The sequence below is a fragment of the Cupriavidus sp. 09_S30 genome (genome assembly GCF_056930435.1).
The window spans coordinates 1,278,533-1,294,029 of the sequence record NZ_JBXOWI010000002.1 but is presented as its reverse complement, the minus strand read 5'-3'; the positions used below and the strand labels follow the sequence as shown (position 1 = coordinate 1,294,029).

14 protein-coding genes are annotated in these 15,497 nt (G+C 66.6%); 5 read left to right on the top strand and 9 right to left on the bottom strand.

Annotation, left to right across the window (positions count from 1 at the left end; translation table 11 throughout):
- Nucleotides 1-21 precede the first annotated feature (21 nt).
- Nucleotides 22-492 (bottom strand): Lrp/AsnC family transcriptional regulator, encoded by a 471-nt coding sequence (locus AC1Z3O_RS25945; protein WP_483518854.1) that lies wholly within the window; start codon nucleotides 490-492, stop codon nucleotides 22-24.
- 154 nt (nucleotides 493-646) lie between these two features.
- Between AC1Z3O_RS25945 and AC1Z3O_RS25940 the strand changes: the two genes are divergently transcribed.
- Nucleotides 647-1,570: a DMT family transporter gene (locus AC1Z3O_RS25940; protein WP_483518852.1), complete on the top strand. Its 924-nt coding sequence runs from the start codon at nucleotides 647-649 to the stop codon at nucleotides 1,568-1,570.
- Between the two features lie 48 nt (nucleotides 1,571-1,618).
- Here the strand turns inward: AC1Z3O_RS25940 and AC1Z3O_RS25935 are convergent, their stop codons facing one another.
- On the bottom strand, nucleotides 1,619-2,089 hold the full coding sequence (locus AC1Z3O_RS25935) for an Lrp/AsnC family transcriptional regulator (protein ID WP_483518850.1): 471 nt from the start codon (nucleotides 2,087-2,089) through the stop codon (nucleotides 1,619-1,621).
- Nucleotides 2,090-2,238: 149 nt separating this feature from the next.
- Here AC1Z3O_RS25935 and AC1Z3O_RS25930 point away from each other — a divergent pair, with 149 nt between their 5' ends.
- Nucleotides 2,239-2,550 (top strand): AsnC family transcriptional regulator, encoded by a 312-nt coding sequence (locus AC1Z3O_RS25930; RefSeq protein ID WP_483518849.1) that lies wholly within the window; start codon nucleotides 2,239-2,241, stop codon nucleotides 2,548-2,550.
- A gap of 24 nt (nucleotides 2,551-2,574) precedes the next feature.
- Here the strand turns inward: AC1Z3O_RS25930 and AC1Z3O_RS25925 are convergent, their stop codons facing one another.
- A complete protein-coding gene (locus tag AC1Z3O_RS25925; protein ID WP_483518847.1) occupies nucleotides 2,575-3,504 on the bottom strand; it encodes a LysR family transcriptional regulator in 930 nt (309 codons plus the stop codon).
- A gap of 157 nt (nucleotides 3,505-3,661) precedes the next feature.
- Between AC1Z3O_RS25925 and metE the strand changes: the two genes are divergently transcribed.
- Nucleotides 3,662-6,040 carry a 5-methyltetrahydropteroyltriglutamate--homocysteine S-methyltransferase gene (gene metE, locus AC1Z3O_RS25920; protein ID WP_483518845.1) on the top strand — a complete coding sequence of 793 codons (2,379 nt, stop codon included), beginning with the start codon at nucleotides 3,662-3,664 and terminating at the stop codon, nucleotides 6,038-6,040.
- Nucleotides 6,041-6,110: 70 nt separating this feature from the next.
- Here the strand turns inward: metE and AC1Z3O_RS25915 are convergent, their stop codons facing one another.
- Nucleotides 6,111-7,520, bottom strand: a complete 1,410-nt coding sequence (locus AC1Z3O_RS25915) for a DUF1254 domain-containing protein (RefSeq protein WP_483518843.1) — start codon at nucleotides 7,518-7,520, stop codon at nucleotides 6,111-6,113.
- Nucleotides 7,521-8,352: 832 nt separating this feature from the next.
- Between AC1Z3O_RS25915 and AC1Z3O_RS25910 the strand changes: the two genes are divergently transcribed.
- Entirely contained in the window at nucleotides 8,353-9,453 is a 1,101-nt protein-coding gene (locus AC1Z3O_RS25910; protein WP_483518841.1) for a porin, read from the top strand.
- 126 nt (nucleotides 9,454-9,579) lie between these two features.
- Here AC1Z3O_RS25910 and AC1Z3O_RS25905 read toward each other — a convergent pair whose 3' ends face one another.
- The 3 genes from AC1Z3O_RS25905 to AC1Z3O_RS25895 form a co-directional block, all read right to left on the bottom strand.
- Nucleotides 9,580-9,915 carry an amino acid ABC transporter permease gene (locus AC1Z3O_RS25905; protein ID WP_483518839.1) on the bottom strand — a complete coding sequence of 112 codons (336 nt, stop codon included), beginning with the start codon at nucleotides 9,913-9,915 and terminating at the stop codon, nucleotides 9,580-9,582.
- A 373-nt stretch (nucleotides 9,916-10,288) separates the two neighbouring features.
- A complete protein-coding gene (locus AC1Z3O_RS25900) occupies nucleotides 10,289-10,540 on the bottom strand; it encodes a DUF1488 family protein (RefSeq protein WP_483518837.1) in 252 nt (83 codons plus the stop codon).
- A 128-nt stretch (nucleotides 10,541-10,668) separates the two neighbouring features.
- Complete coding sequence (locus tag AC1Z3O_RS25895) at nucleotides 10,669-11,088, bottom strand: hypothetical protein (protein ID WP_483518835.1); 420 nt, start codon at nucleotides 11,086-11,088, stop codon at nucleotides 10,669-10,671.
- Between the two features lie 863 nt (nucleotides 11,089-11,951).
- On the opposite strand from AC1Z3O_RS25895, the gene AC1Z3O_RS25890 reads away from it, so the two are divergent.
- Entirely contained in the window at nucleotides 11,952-13,142 is a 1,191-nt protein-coding gene (locus tag AC1Z3O_RS25890) for a GGDEF domain-containing protein (RefSeq protein WP_483518833.1), read from the top strand.
- 127 nt (nucleotides 13,143-13,269) lie between these two features.
- Here AC1Z3O_RS25890 and AC1Z3O_RS25885 read toward each other — a convergent pair whose 3' ends face one another.
- On the bottom strand, nucleotides 13,270-14,331 hold the full coding sequence (locus AC1Z3O_RS25885; RefSeq protein ID WP_483518831.1) for a beta-keto acid cleavage family enzyme: 1,062 nt from the start codon (nucleotides 14,329-14,331) through the stop codon (nucleotides 13,270-13,272).
- A gap of 24 nt (nucleotides 14,332-14,355) precedes the next feature.
- Nucleotides 14,356-15,264, bottom strand: a complete 909-nt coding sequence (locus tag AC1Z3O_RS25880) for a TauD/TfdA dioxygenase family protein (RefSeq protein ID WP_483522002.1) — start codon at nucleotides 15,262-15,264, stop codon at nucleotides 14,356-14,358.
- Between the last annotated feature and the right edge of the window lie 233 nt (nucleotides 15,265-15,497).

Sequence of the window (15,497 nt, the reverse complement as noted above, 5' to 3'; positions counted from 1 at the left end):
TGATCGGCTGCCGGGCCGCATTCAGCCCAGCGGCAAGGCGGTGCTGTACAGCACCTGCTTGAGGGCAAAGCTCGAACGGATGCTGGCCACGCCGGGGATGCGGGTGATCTGGTCGATGATCAGGCGCTCCAGCGCCTCCACGTCGGGCACCACCACGCGCAGCAGGTAGTCGGCATCGCCGGACATCAGGTAGCACTCCATGACCTGCGGCAGGCCGGCGATGCGGCGCTCGAAGCTGTCCAGCGTCTCGCGCCGCTGCTTGTCGAGCGAGACCTGGATGAAGACCACCACCTTCAGCCCGAGCTTGCGTGCATCGAGCAGGGTCACCTTGCGCGAGATCACGCCCTGCTTTTCCAGTTGCCGCACGCGCGCCAGGCAGGGCGAAGGCGACAGGTTGACTCTGCTGGCCAGCTCCACATTGGTCAGGCTGCCGTCGCGCTGCAGTTCGGAGAGGATTCGGATATCGGTGGCATCCAGGTCGATGTCCAGCACATTACGCTCCAGATTATTTGAAGCGCAGCATTCTATGCTGAATCGATGGTTCGACGCAGTGAAATACGGGCGATGCTGCGGTGCAATGAACCGTAGACTCGCTGCTCGTTACAGCCGCCGCACAGGCCGGCGGCACGGTCTCACGAGTCGATTCATGCAAGCAAGTCAAACGTCGCAAGGCATCCGCAGGTTCCTCCCCCTCGCCTGCGCGGTCGCCATCTGGGGAGGCAACTGGCCGGTGATGAAGCTCGGGCTGGCTCATGTCAGCCCGCTGTGGTTCGCCACGGCGCGCTTCGGTTCCGCCGCGGCGATCAGCTTCGCGGTGCTGGGCCTGTTGGGCCGGCTGCGCCTGCCCAGCCGCAAGGAATGGCCGCTGGTGCTGGGCGTGGGCCTGATGCAGATGGCCGCCTTTACCGCGCTGGCGCTGTGGGCACTGCAATACGTACCACCCGGGCGCGCCTCCGTGATCGCCTATGCCACCTCGATCTGGGTGATCCCGCTGTCCTCGCTCGTGCTGCGCGAACGGCTGTCGCGCGCGCAATGGCTGGCCACGGTCTTCAGCTACGGCGGCATCGCCATCATCGTCTCGCCCGCGCTGGCGCACTGGCAGGCACAGGTGGCGCTGGGCCTGCTGATGCTGCTGGGTGCCTCGCTGGCCTGGTCGGTCAATATCATCCAGCTGCGCGCCAACCGGGAGGTGCGCCTGGGCGTCGACATGATTCCCTGGGAATGCGCCGTGGCCACGCTGCCCCTGCTGGCGCTGGCCTTGCTGCGCGACGGCCTGCCGGACGTGCCGGCCTTCGAGGCGATCTGGCCGGTGGTGCTCTATACCGGTCCACTGGCCACGGCGCTGACCTTCATCGTGGTGCTCAATATCACGCAGACGCTGCCGCCGGCGGCCACCTCCATCGCCATGCTCTGTGTCCCGCTGCTCGGCCTGCTGCTGTCCGCCGTGGCCTTTCACGAGCGCATCACGGCGGACCTGTCCGCCGGGCTGGCGCTGATCGCGCTGGGCGTCGCCACCACGGCGCTGGGGCCGCGGCTGGAGCGCCAGGCGGCGCGCGCCGGACGCTCCTGAACCGGCATGGCATGCCGCGCCGCCACTAGGCGAGGCGCGCCGCCGCCCTCAAGGCTCGACCGAGGTCTGCCGCTTGAGGCAGCGCAGCACGAAGGTCGAATGGCTGTGGCGCAGCCCAGGCAGCTTGTAGAGCTTGTGGCGCAGGAACTCCTCATAGCCCTCCGTGCCCGCCACCGCCACCTTGATCAGGTAGTCATACTCACCCGTCAGCAGGTAGGCCTCCAGCACTTCGGGCAATTGCGCCAGCGCCTCGCCGAAGCGGTGCAGCATGTCGTCGTCGTGGCGGTCCAGCGTGACTTCGATCAGCACCGTGTCAGGCAAGCCCAGGGCCTTCTGGTTCAGCATCGCCGCATAGCCCTCGATCACCCCGCCCTCTTCCAGCGCGCGCACGCGGTTCCAGCAAGGCGTGGCCGACAGCCCTACCTGTTCGGCCAGCTTGGCATTGGAGAGGCGACCGTCGCGGCGCAGCGCACGCAGGATGCGCCGATCGGTCTCGTCTAGCTTAGGTAGCGCGGTCATGAGATATCCGAAGAAGAATAATCGACCAGAGATTGTACCAATACAAGTCGATTCATCTCCAAACGATGGCAATCACAAGGGAATAAGGAAGGCAATTCCGACAGCGGGCTGGTAAATTTATCTCAACAACAACCCAAGCCGCCGATGCCATGCCCCCGCTGCCGACCCTCCATCTCTCCCTCCGATTCACCGGTGCCGACCTGTTCGGCACGCTGGAATGGACCCTGGCCAATGCAAGGCGCACCGGCCTGAGCCTGCATTCGCTGCGCGTCGGCCAGGATGCCCGGGCGCCGGTCAGCCTGTCGGTCTGCGCGCAGGAAGCCGACCTGCTCGACCTCTTCGTCAGGCGCCTGGCGAACGGCATGGATGTGGAGGTCGTGGACATGGTGGAGACACCGGGTCCGGCGCACGAAGTCCACGATGTGCACGATGTGCACGAGATCGCGCTGCAGGCGGCCTGACGCCCCAGGCCTGCCGGGCCTTCCTCAGTCCGCGCCGGCTTCCGGCAGCAGCTCGATGCCGTCCAGCTCGGCGGCGCAGATGTCACGCACGATGGTCATGAAGTCGCGCACATACGGCCGCTCGGCCATGGCCGCCGGCACGGTGGCATAGAGTTCGCTCCATAGGCCCTTGGCGCCGATGCGCTTGGCCAGCACGTAGTCGTGGTCCACGTAGTTCTTCACGCCCCAGTTGGGCAGGGCCGCCATGCCGCGCCGGCTGGCCACGAGCTGCAGTACGGCCACGGTCAGCTCCGCGGTTCGGCGCGGCAGCCGGATGCCGGCAGGCTCCAGCACCTCGCGGATCAGGTCGATACGCTGTTCGGGCACCGGATAGGTGATCAAGGTCTCCCCGGCGAAGTCTTCCGCCTCCAGCCGCCGGCGGTTGCGCAGGCGGTGCTCGTTGGCGAGCACGGCGAGGATCTCGAAACGGAACAGCGGCGTCACCGCCAGCCCGCGCTGGCCCACAGGCATCGAGCCCACCACCAGGTCGGCCCGCCCTTCGTCCAGCAGGGACAGCGGGTCCGCATGGAATCCGGCGACCAGGTCGATCTCCACCTCCGGCCAGCGGCGCCGGAACTCATCCATCACGGGCATCAGCCAGTCGAAGCAGGTGTGGCACTCCAGCACGATGCGCAGTTCGCCGCGCGTGTCGCCCTTGAGGCGCGACAGGTCGCGCTCGGCCGCGCTGATGGCCGCCAGCGCTTCGCGCGCCAGCGCCAGCAGGCGTTCGCCGGCCGGCGTGAAGCGCAGGCCGTGGCGGGTGCGATCGAACAGCGCCATGCCGTAGTGCGCCTCGATCGCCTTGATCTGGTGGGACAGGGCCGACTGGCTCACGTGCACGCGCTCAGCGGCGGCGGCCAGCTTGCCGGACTCGGCGATAGCCACCAGCGAGCGGAAATGACGGACTTCGATCACGCTGCCTCCGCCCGGGTGCTGGGCCGTTCCCGACAGGGGGTATCGCGCCTGATATGAATCGTTTTCATATGTTGTTTAAAACTTGTCGCTTGATTCATTTTACGCGGACTCCGACACTGTGCGCCATCGTTTCCATCCTTTCCATCCAGAACAAGACATGGCCCGCACTCATCTCCTCGGCTTCCCGCGCATCGGCGCACAACGGGAACTCAAGTTCGCGCAGGAAGCCTTCTGGCGCGGCGAAACCGACGAAGCCGCCCTACGCGAGACCGCCGCCGCGCTGCGCCGCCGCCACTGGCAGCAGCAGGCGGACAGTGGCCTGGACCGCGTCGCCGTCGGCGACTTCGCCTATTACGACCAGATGCTGGGCATGAGTGCGCTGCTTGGCGCGCTGCCCGGCCGCTTCGGCTTCGATCCGGCGCGGCTGACGCTCGCCCAGTACTTCGAGCTGGCGCGCGGCAACGCCGCGCAGCCGGCGCTGGAGATGACCAAGTGGTTCGATACCAACTACCACTACCTGGTGCCGGAACTCGGCCCCGAGACCCGCTTCGACGGCGGGGTGGACTGGTTCTTCGACGAAGTGCAGGAAGCCCGGGCGCTGGGCCTGGCCGCCAAGCCGGTGCTGATCGGCCCCGTGACCTACCTGCTGCTGTCCAAGTCGCACGCAGCGGGCTTCGACCGCCTGCGCCTGCTGCCCGCGCTGACCGCCGCCTATCGCCGCATCCTGGAGCGCCTGGCCGCGCTGGGCGTCGACTGGGTGCAGATCGACGAACCGGCCCTGTGCCTGGACCTGGACGCTGCCTGGCTCGATGCCTATGAGAGCGCCTACGCCGGGCTCGCCGGCACCGGCGTCAAGCTGCTGCTGGCCACCTACTTCGACACCGCTGCCGACCACGCCGTACGCGCCGCCGCGCTGCCCGTGGAGGGCTTCCACCTCGACCTGGTGCGCGCTCCCGGCCAGCTCGATACCTGGCTCGCGGTGCTGCCGCCCGATGCCGTGCTGTCGGCGGGCGTGCTGGACGGCCGCAATATCTGGCGCGCCGACCTGCGCGCGGTGCTTGCCAAGCTGGCACCGCTGCATGCCCGCCTCGGCGAACGGCTGTGGCTGGCGCCATCCTGCTCGCTGCTGCACATCCCGGTCTCACTGCAGGGCGAACACCGGCTCGACCCCGAGATCCGATCCTGGCTGGCCTTCGCCACCGAGAAACTGGACGAGCTGCGCACGCTGGCGCGCGCGCTGAACGAGGGCGAGGCCGTGGTGGCAAGCGAACTGGCGGCATCCGACGCCGCCCAGGCCTCGCGCCGCGGCTCCACGCGCGTGGTCAATCAGCAGGTGCGCGCGCGGCTGGCGGCGGTCAGCGCCGACATGGGCGAGCGGCGCAGCCCCTTCGCCGCGCGCATCGCGCGCCAGCAGGCGGCGCTGCAGCTGCCGCCGCTGCCCACCACCACCATCGGCTCCTTCCCGCAGACCGGCGCGATCCGCCAGACCCGCGCCGCCTACAAGCGCGGTGACATCGGCGCGCTGGAATACCTGCAGCGCATCCGCGCCGAGATCGAGTCGGCCGTGCGCAAGCAGGAAGCGCTGGGCCTGGATGTGCTGGTGCATGGCGAAGCCGAACGCAACGATATGGTCGAGTACTTCGGCGAACAGCTGTGCGGCTATGCGTTCACCGAGAACGGATGGGTGCAGAGCTACGGTTCGCGTTGCGTCAAGCCGCCGGTGATCTACGGCGACGTCTACCGCCCCGAGCCGATGACGGTAGACACCGCACGCTATGCACAGTCCCTGACCGAGCGGCCCATGAAGGGCATGCTGACCGGCCCCGTGACGATGCTGCAGTGGTCCTTCGTGCGCGACGACCAGCCGCGCGCCGACACCACACTGCAACTGGCGCTGGCCATCCGCGACGAGGTGCGCGACCTGGAGCAGGCCGGCATCCGCGTGATCCAGATCGACGAGCCGGCGCTGCGCGAAGGGCTCCCGCTGCGCAAGGCGGACTGGGCCGCCTACCTGGACTGGGCCGTGCGCGCCTTCCGCATCAGCGCCGCCGTGGCCGCCGACGAGACGCAGATCCACACCCATATGTGCTACGCGGAGTTCAACGACATCCTGCCGTCGATCGCCGCGCTGGATGCCGACGTCATCACCATCGAGACCTCGCGCTCGGCAATGGAACTGCTGCGCGGCTTCGGCGACTTCGCCTATCCGAACGATATCGGCCCCGGCGTCTATGACATCCACTCGCCGCGCGTGCCTTCGGTGGAGGCGATCACGCGCCTGCTCGAGCGCGCCTGCGAGGTGATTCCGGCCGCGCGCCTGTGGGTCAATCCGGACTGCGGGCTGAAGACGCGCGGCTGGCAGGAAACCGAGGCCGCGCTGGCGAACATGGTGAGTGCTGCGCGTGCCTTGCGCGCGCGCGTTGCCGCCGGCACGGTGCCGGTGGCACGGCGCGAGAACGCGCTCGCAGTGTCGGACAGCGGCATCCACGCCGCGCGCGGCCACGCCTGCGCCGACTGCGCTGCGACCGCGGCCTGAAGTTCACTGGTGTGCGACCAGTTGCGGCGCGGGCCTGCGTTAGAAATTCTGAGAACCCGCGGCGCCCGCGCTACTGCGCGCGACGCACCGGCGGCGGCATCCAGCGGCCCTCGAGCGCCTCCGGCTTGGGCCAGTACAGCCGCATCGTCAGGCTGAAGGGTCCGGCGGGGGCAGGCAGCCAGTTCGATGCCTGCGCCCCGTGCGGCCGCTCGTGCTGGATGATCAGGTCGAGCGAGCCGTCGCGGTTGCGGTGCAGCCGGTCCCTATCACCCAGCGCATAGCGACCGAGCGCGTTCTCGGCAAAAGCATGCTTGCTGTCGTAGAGCGTCAGCGACCAGAAGGCGCGCACCGGGGGCAGTTCGCCTTTGTCGAAATGCAGCACATAGCGGTGCTCGCCGGAGAGGGGCTGGCCATCCGCATCGGTGTAGGTCGATGGGTAGAGGGCATCCTGCGGCAGGTTGGCACCCAGCCCGGTGCGCGCCACGACCGCACGCCGCAGATAGTCGGTGCCATACTCCCCGAGATTGCGCGCGACCTGCCAGCCGTTGTTCGCGGCGCCGCCGGCTTGCCGCTGTGAGGCGGACTGGATAAGCGCCAGCGCGGCGGTCGCACCTTCCTGCACGGCCCGCGCGGTGGACGGCTCCAGCACGGTCGTCTTGTAGGGCTCGCCAGCGACGATGCCCAGACTGGCCATCTTGGCGACCATCGCCGCATCCGCCGGCGCCGGCGGATTGGCGGGCAGCAGCGCCGCCAGGCGGCTGAAGAATGCCTGCGCGTCCATCTGCGCCACCTGGTCGACCGGCGACCCTTCGCGCGGCGACAACGGCATCGGGCCCTCCCTGGCGGCCGATTGGCCGGTCCGGCCCCAGGCCGACAGCGGTGTCAGCTTGAACTGGTCCTGCAGATGGTTGACCGCGCCGAAGTCATGCTTGCCATTGGTCTGGATGCGCCCGATCAACCAGACCATCTGCGTCGGCGACTTGATCTCGATGACGCCCTGCGGCAGGCGGCCGCTGAAACCCGGGCCCGTGATCGCATAGCTGGCCGGACGCGCATCCGCCGTGCGCGTGCCCGGTGCGGCGAACACATTGGTCCATGCGTCGAGCATCTGCACCAAGTAGTAGCGTCCGTGCATGGCCGGCACCGTCATGACGATGGGCTCGTCCGACAAATCCAGCCAGGCGGTCGAATACAAGGTGTCGGCATTCGGGCTGACCACGTCGGTAAACGAGGCATCGGGGAAGACGCGTGCGTGCTTGAAGGAATTGGGGGGTGTGCGCGCGGTCATGGTTTCGCGCGTGATGTCCATCAGCACCAGCGGATAGCCGTAGACGAAGACCTCGGTGGCGAGAGCCCGCATGGCGGGATCCGCCGGCGTGGCTACCGAGGTGTCGGTTCCCGGACCCGTCCTGCTGGCAGAGCAGGCGCAAAGCAAAAGCCCGAGCATGGCAATGCCAGCGCGGCTGAATAGTCGATTCATGACCCCGTTTCCCTTGTCGGAATTGGCTACCCGTCGCGATATCGCTGCTTGGCAGTGGCACGCGCGAGCGCATCGCTGTGGGCAGATGATGGGACCGCGGGTTCCGCGCTGTCAATTGCGCACACCGGACGCTGCGCGTGGCAGCGAACACAAAGCGGCCCCCTGGTGGCCACGGCGACGTAGATTCGTACAAGATGCGCGCAAGTTCGACTTGCGCGGCAGAGACCGAGACTCGCCCGCGCGCCGAGCGGAGGCTGGCCGCACGACCTGGACCAGAGCCCCGGCACGAGACGAGGCGGAACGATGAAACTCACATCTTCCAAGCTGCCGCGAAGACTGCTGCGTCAGGCAATCGAAGCGCTGTGCCCTGCAGCGCGGCGCCTGGCCCGTCCGTTCACCCGCCGCGGCCTCGCTGGCTGGCGCTCCCTTCTTGCCGCGGCGCACCGTCCGGCTTCGCCACAAAGGCCTCCCTGTATCCGCTGCGCAACTGGCGGTATCGCAATCGCCATTCGGCCCGAAAACTTGGACTACACTGAATCGGCTGGCGCACCGGCCGACCCGCAACGGCACGAGCGACGGCATCGTACGGGTACGGATGCGGCAGCCCTTCCGCTCGGAGTCCGCTTCTGCCGATGCGATAGCGGAACCAATCGCGGCAGAAGCGGCGCCCCTCCCCACTCCGGCCAACGTTCAAATGTTCACGGAGGCAAACGAACGATTCCTGGATCCAGCTTTGTCCCCCGTGGCGCCGACGCTGTGATCGCGCCGCCCGCAACGCCTGCTCTCCACTGGCGTTGCAACGATTGACACGAGATCGACAAGGAAGGGCACGATGAAGACATCCCGCGCATGGATCGCGCTGCTGCCGCTGGTTCCCGGCGCCGCGCTCGCACAAAGCAGTGTCACGCTGTACGGCATCCTCGATGCCGGCATTGAGTACGTGACCAACCTGCCCAACAGCAACGGCGGTCCCAGCTCGCTCGTGCGCATGTCCACTGGCAACTTGTCGACCTCGCGCTGGGGCCTGCGCGGCGCGGAGGAGCTGGGCGGCGGACTCAAGGGCGTGTTCGTGCTGGAGAATGGCTTCGACCTCGAATCCGGCAGCGCCAACCAGGGCGGCCGGCTGTTCGGCCGCCAGGCCTTCGTCGGCCTGCAGCAGCAGTACGGCACCCTGACGCTGGGCCGCCACCAGACCCTGCTCTACGACTTTTCCGCGACCTTCGACCCCATGGCGATCGCGACCCGCTACTCGATCATCATGCATGACAAATGGATGACCGGCCGCGCCGACAACTCCATCAAGTTCTATGGCGCGGCGGGTGCCATCAACTACGGCTTGCTCTACAGCACCGGCTATGACAGCCAGGCGGGCGGCGAGATCCCCGGCGCCTACCGAGCCGGCAAGGCGTGGTCGGCGTCGCTGGGCTACGCCAACGGCCCCTTCGCCGTCGGCACCAACTACGACGAAGTGCGCGGCAGCACCGTCGCGCTGCAGGACGACGTCGAGCGACGCGCCGCCCTCGGCCTTTCATACCAGGTCGGTCCGGCCAAGGTCCTCGCCGGCTACCGCTATTACCATGGCATCTTCGACAGCACCAGCAGCTCGCTGCGCACCAACCTGTACTGGGCCGGCGTGCGGTACGACGCCACGCCGGCATTGTCGCTGACCGGCGCCTTCTACTACACCGACGTGGCCCACAGCTCGGGCGACCCGTACAGCTTCGTGCTGTCGGGCTCGTATGCGCTGTCCAAGCGCACCGACCTCTACACCGTTTTCGGCTACGCCAAGAACCGCGACGGCTCCGGCCTCAGCCTGACCGGCCTCAACCCCTCGCTGAACCCGGCTGCCACCACGCTGGAGAACACCTCCACGCAGGTCGTCAATGGCGAGAACCAGTTCGGCGCGATCATCGGCGTGCGCCACCGCTTCTAGGCGCACCTTTGGCAATACACGTCGCGACCTGAGCGAGCGCCAAAACAAAGAAGGCGCCGCGAAGGCGCCTTCCATCAGGCCAGATGACCCGCCCGCTCTACGCGGCGGGTCGGTCATGACCGGTGCTCAGGATCCCGGCTTTGCCGCGGCATCGTCCTTGGGCTTATTGGTAGGGGTATGGCTGCTGTGGCCATGGCCCTTGGTTGTCTTCGCCGGCGTGGCGGGCTTGGCGGGCTCGTTTTGATCCTGGGTAAGATCGGAGCGCGTGTCCTTATTCATTCCCTGAGAATACGGGTCGAATTTATCCCCCACTTTCGCACCTTCCGTATAGGGATCGACTTTCTCGCCCGCCTTTGCGCCTTGGGAATAAGGATCAAACTGCTTGCCTGCGCCCTGGGCGGCGGCATGCAGGGCGACGCCGCCCAGACTGAGCGCGATTGCAATGGAAAGAACGGTTTTCATCAAAGCCCCTCCAAAATTACCTCTCGCCCGAATAAGCACATTATCCTACACATAACGTCAGGCGAAACGACATAGGAAATTACAGAGTGAGCAATATGGCTAGCAATGTCAATATCCAGATTATATTGTGATGCCGCTTGTACATAATGACGAGACCGGCCGAATCCAGCCGCCTAGGTGCCGACAGTCTTGACCATCTCAGTCGTCTGCCGCTGGCCCAGGCCGGCGTAGAGGGGCTGGCCCGCCGCCGTGGCAGCCATCAACTGCTTGATAGTGGGCGCGATCGCCTTTCTGGATTCGCCGACCTGGCGGCCGGCTTCGGCAGCGCTTACCGCCGCGCAAGACCGAAACGCGAAGCGGCCGGCCTGCGGCGTCAGACGTGATAGCTGGCCACGCGGACCACGGTGTGCTCGTCCACCCAGTTCTGCAGCGCCAGGGCCTGGATGCGCTCGCGGTGCCGGTCGAAGACCTCGATCAGGCCGCCGATCTGGCCCTGGGCCAGTTCATCGAGTGCCGAGCGGGTCACCTCTCCACGGCCCTGTGCGCCGTCCACGATGATCGCAAACGCCACCGCGTCGCCATCGTCCGCGATCTGGGGGGAATGAATCTGAATGGAATTCGACATGCTGAAGCTCCTGAATGGCAGGCGGGGATGCTAGCACGATGCCGGCATGTCGGCCTGAAACGGGCCTGAAGCCGGCCCGGCCCGAACGATGCTAGGCGGCCGGCGTCCAGTTCCGGCCGGACATCGCCTTACACCCGTGCCGCTACCTCGAAAGCTGCCTGCCCGCCGCTTGCCGCGTGCCGCGGCAGCGTTTCGCAGGCGGTGCAGCGGGCCGTGCCGCGCGCAATGCCTTCCCAGCCGGCGAGCAGCTCGTGCCCGCACTGGCAGCGGTAGGCGGCACGCTTGCGCTTGATCCCGCGCGGCCAGGAAATGCAGGTGAAGCGCCCCACTCTCTGGCCCACCGCATGCGGCCACGCCTCGGCCACGAGCAGCGGGTTCTGGAGGCTGCCCTGGCGCAGCAGCGGGACCCGGCTGTGGCTGCCCCAATCTCGCGCGTACTTTCGGCTTGCCGGGACGTGAAGAAGGTACCAATGAGACGGCTTGAACTGCCCGAGCAGGACGGCCCGTGTCCACTCCGTGCTGCTCTCCCACTGCCGAAGATGTTTCACGATCGCTCCCCTATGCTTTCCATCCGCGCCGGAACGCGGGCGCCCCGCCCCTCGCTCGCTGGCAGCGCGGCCGCCGACCCTCGCGATGGGGGGACAAGCAAACTGTAGCGAAGCTGGATCGGCCATGCGCGGCTTCCCGATCTGAATTTTCCTGTCGGGCCTGTTAAGCGAATCTGTCCAGCCAATACACCCTGACCATGGCCAGGATGGCCTGCAGTACCCCGCCCATACCGTCCGCATCACTCACAATTGCTTTCATTTGCCGTCGAATCGGCAAACTAGACTGAATCAACACCACACGGTGCTCCTCGTTTGGCTTTCTCAACGCCGCCGGGCATGACTTGACTGGCGGCGTCTTTTCGTCCCGGGCGCAATGGGGCAGTCCGCAGACCGTTCCAGCCCGAGGGCAAAGTGCCCTCCCAGCTTCACCACCCTGCGCCATGCAGGCGCGGGCACGGAAATACCCCCCGAAGACCGCCCTATTCAGCGCATTGCTTCGCCAGCAGCCTGGGTAGCATGCATGTATCCGGTTGCCGCGAAGTTGCGGCTTGGGCGGCAGGGCCCTCGCCTCTGTCCGCCCTTTTCTCGTCCCGCGCCCAGGTCAGTCGTCCGCCAGGGAGCCCACCCGTCACAGGCAGATGCCGTTCGCCCTGGAATTGGGGCCGATGGTCACCGTAGCGAAGTCGACGATACGCGGATTGCCCCGCGAGCAAGCCATGGTCCAGGCCTGCCGGTTCCGCACCGCCGTCCCAAGCAACAGCTGCGTGCCGCCCGGCGGGACGTATCATTGCACCCGTTTCGCCGGGCCACCCCGGCGGCACCGCCCCAGCCCGCGAACCCAACCCTCAGAAGGACTTGCGCCGATGTCGGCCCAGCTCGCCATCCAGATCGTCATGTCGACTCTCGGCGCGATGATGCTCGCCATCATCTGGTCGCTCAGGCGCAGCGCGGTGCCCGGTGTCCGGCAATGGTGGCAAGGGAATATCGCCGTCGCCCTGTCGCTCATGCTGTTCGGGCTGCGCGGCCAGGCCAGCGACCTGCTCTCCATCGTCGCCGCCAACGCCCTGTTGCTATGGGGCACGGCGCAGTTCTACGCAGGCCTGCTGGTCTTCTGCGAACGCCGGCCGCATTGGCGCGCGCTGGCGTGCGCCATCGCCGCGGTGATGGCGGGCGTGGTGTTCTGGCGCTACGGGACGGACGACTTCAATCTGCGGGTGATGCTGGTCTCGGGGCTGCAGGCCGCCCTGTCGCTGCATGCGGGTGCCGTCTTGCTGCGCGAGCGGCAACGCAACGCGCCGAGCCAGTACGCCGCCGCCCTCTTCGCGCTGTTCTTCGGTTCGGCCTACGCCCTGCGCGCCATGATGTCGGCGAGCGCCGCACTGGGATCCGCGCACGGCGCCGAGGCCCCCGGACTGCATATCGGCTTCATGCTGCTCGGCCCCCTGGCCATGCCGGCCATGACCATGTGCACCGTGCTGATGATCCACGATCGGCTGGTGCGCCGGCTGGAAGACGCCGCCAATACCGACTTCCTCACTGGCGCCCTGTCGCGCCAGGCCTTCGAACGCGAGGCCGGCCAGCAATTATCCACGGCCCGGCGCGGCGGCCCCCTTTGCCTGCTGATGATCGACATCGACCATTTCAAGCGGGTCAATGACAACTTCGGGCACGCCGCCGGCGACGCGGTGCTGCAGCGGTTCGCCCGGCTGGCTCGCGCGCAGACGCGCCCGTCGGACCACGTGGGCCGCCTGGGCGGCGAGGAATTCGCCGTCCTGCTGCCGGGAACGGGCGCCTGTGAAGCTAGCCACATCGCCGAGCGTATCCGCGCCCACGCCGAAGCGGACTGCGCCGGCGGCGCTTGCGGCGAAATCCGCTTCACCATCAGCACCGGCCTTGCCGCCTGGAAGCCGGGCGAATCCCTGGCCGAGCTTGCCGCACGCGCGGATGCCGCGCTGTACCACGCCAAACGCCAGGGCCGGAACCGCATTCACGCGGCGCAGGATGCCGAGCCGGAGCCTGCAGTCGGCTTCGCTACAGCGGAGCACACTGCGTAAGCACCCAAATGACAAAGAGCTTCCGCTTCCGGAAGCCCTTCGAAGAGGTGGCGCGACTGCGCCCCGGACCGGATCTGGAGATCCGATGTCGGGGCGACCCACAAGCGCACGAGCCCAGCCGTGCAACTCAACGACGCGCGTGCCGGGTGAATCCGACTTGGCCAGGCTTGCGGTTCGGCGCGAAGCCATTCTCCGCCAGTGTCTCGTCGATGCTGTCGTAGAACGTACCGATCTTGTAGATCTCACGCGCCTCCTTCGCGCTGGCGACATCCCGACCGAATTCGCGCGAGATCCGTGCGAGCTGCTCGATCTGTTCGACCGTGCCCATCTTGCGGTCCCGTCGCTGCGTCCAGATGTTGTCCTCGATCCCGCAACGCACATGCAGCCCCATGGCGATGGCCATCATGTTGAGCGGCAGCACGTTGAGCATCGAGGTTTCCAGCGTCAGCACCGAGCCGTTCGGGCACCCCCGCACGAAGTTTGCCAGGTTGTAGATGTTGGGCGCCTCGAAGCCGCCGCCGATCGCTACCCAGGTCAGGATCAGCGGCACGTTGCAGGTGCCCCGTCGCATCATCCGCTCCACGGTTTCCAGTTGCGCGATGGTGGCAAGCTGGAAGTGTGTCTGGATGCCGTTGCTGCTGAGGCGGCGGATATGCTCTTCCACCCATTCCGGTCCGGCAGGGATCGTCATCTCGCGGTAGGCGCGGTAATTCGCGGGCTCGGCCAGGGATGTGCCAGCGACGTCGGCTGCGCACATCTGTTCGACCACGTTCATCTGGTTCGTGTTGATCGCGAGTGTTACCTGGTCCGGTGTCGGCTTCAGTTCCGCCAGCATGTGGCGGGTATCGTCCGACAGCCACTTGGCCACATCGCCTTCGTTCTCCGGCGCGAAGGAGATCGACCCGCCAACCTGCAGGATCATGTCCGGCACCCGGGCCCGGATGCCGGCAAGCAGTTCATTGAACTTGGACAGGCGCTTGGAGCCCTTCCCATCGGCTTCACGCACGTGAACATGCAGCACGGTGGCGCCGGCGTTGTAGCAGTCCACAGCCTTCTGGATCTGCTCCTCCATCGTCACAGGAATGTCTTGCGGAAAATCGGATGGCATCCATTCCGGGCCAAAAGGGGCTGCAGTGATGACGAGCTTCTGCTGATTTTCAGGGAACAGCGAACCGTCGATGAAGTCCATGTCTCTCTCCTTGGGATAGATCGTTCAGGCCAGGACCGGCTGGGCCGTATGCGCTGTACGCGCCTTGATTTCGCCTTCGCCGATGCCGAAGGGCTTGTCGCCGATGATGCCGGCGCGCTCCATCTTGCGATGGCAGGGCGCGTAGTCCATCACTGCGTAGTGCTGGGTGCTGCGGTTGTCCCAGATCGCCATGCTGTTGGCCTTCCAGCGCCAGCGCACCTGGTATTCGGGAATGAAGGCCTGCGTCACCAGGTAACGCAGCAGGTCGGCCGCTCCCGGGCTGTAGTCCTGGCCGTAACGCACGTATGCGGGCGTATGGAAATTGGTGAAGTGGGTGGTGAAGCCGTTGACGAAGAGAACCTTCTCGCCGGTTTCCGGGTGAAGCCGTACGACCGGATGCTCTGCATCCGGGTACTGCGCCTTCAACGCCAGGCGCTTCTCGATCGGCATGGCCGCGCCGAAGCTCGCCTCGATGCTGTGCCGTGCCCGCAGGCCGGCGATTTGCGCCTTGACGTGGGCCGGCAGCTTCTCATAGGCGAGAACCATGTTCGCCCACATCGTGTCACCCCCGACCGGAGGCGCTTCCACGCAGCGCAGCACGCAGCCCATGGGCGGCGTCTCGCGCCAGGTCGCATCGGTGTGCCAGGCGTTCTCGTAGCGGTCCATCGGCTGGTCGGGCCGCTTGTAGATCTGCACGAGCCCCGGGTGCTCCGGATGGCTGCCGGCAACCGGGTGGTCTTCCAGCCTGCCGAAGCGTTCGGCGAACGCGACATGCTCGGCGCGGGAAATGTCCTGGTCTCGCAGGAACAAGACCTTGTGCCTTAGCAACGCGGCACGGATCTCGTCGAAGAGGCCATCGTCATGAATGGCATCGGAGAGCCTCACGCCGATGAGTTCGGCGCCGATGCTGGCGGTCAGTTGTTCTACGCGCATCATTGCGCCTCCTCACGGGCCACGCATGCGCAGCAGGTCGTGCAATGGAAAAAGCGGGGTGTGGTCAATTTCTGTCTCCTGTCGTTTCGATCTCGTAGTTCAACGCGTGTCGCGTTGGAATCAAGGTAGGACTTGCGCGTGGGCCGGACTTTGCATCTCGTGCCAGACGCGTAGCGTTTGGTGACAGGAGGCGGCGCCGGATCGGCGCGATTTGATGGAGATCAAACCGAAGG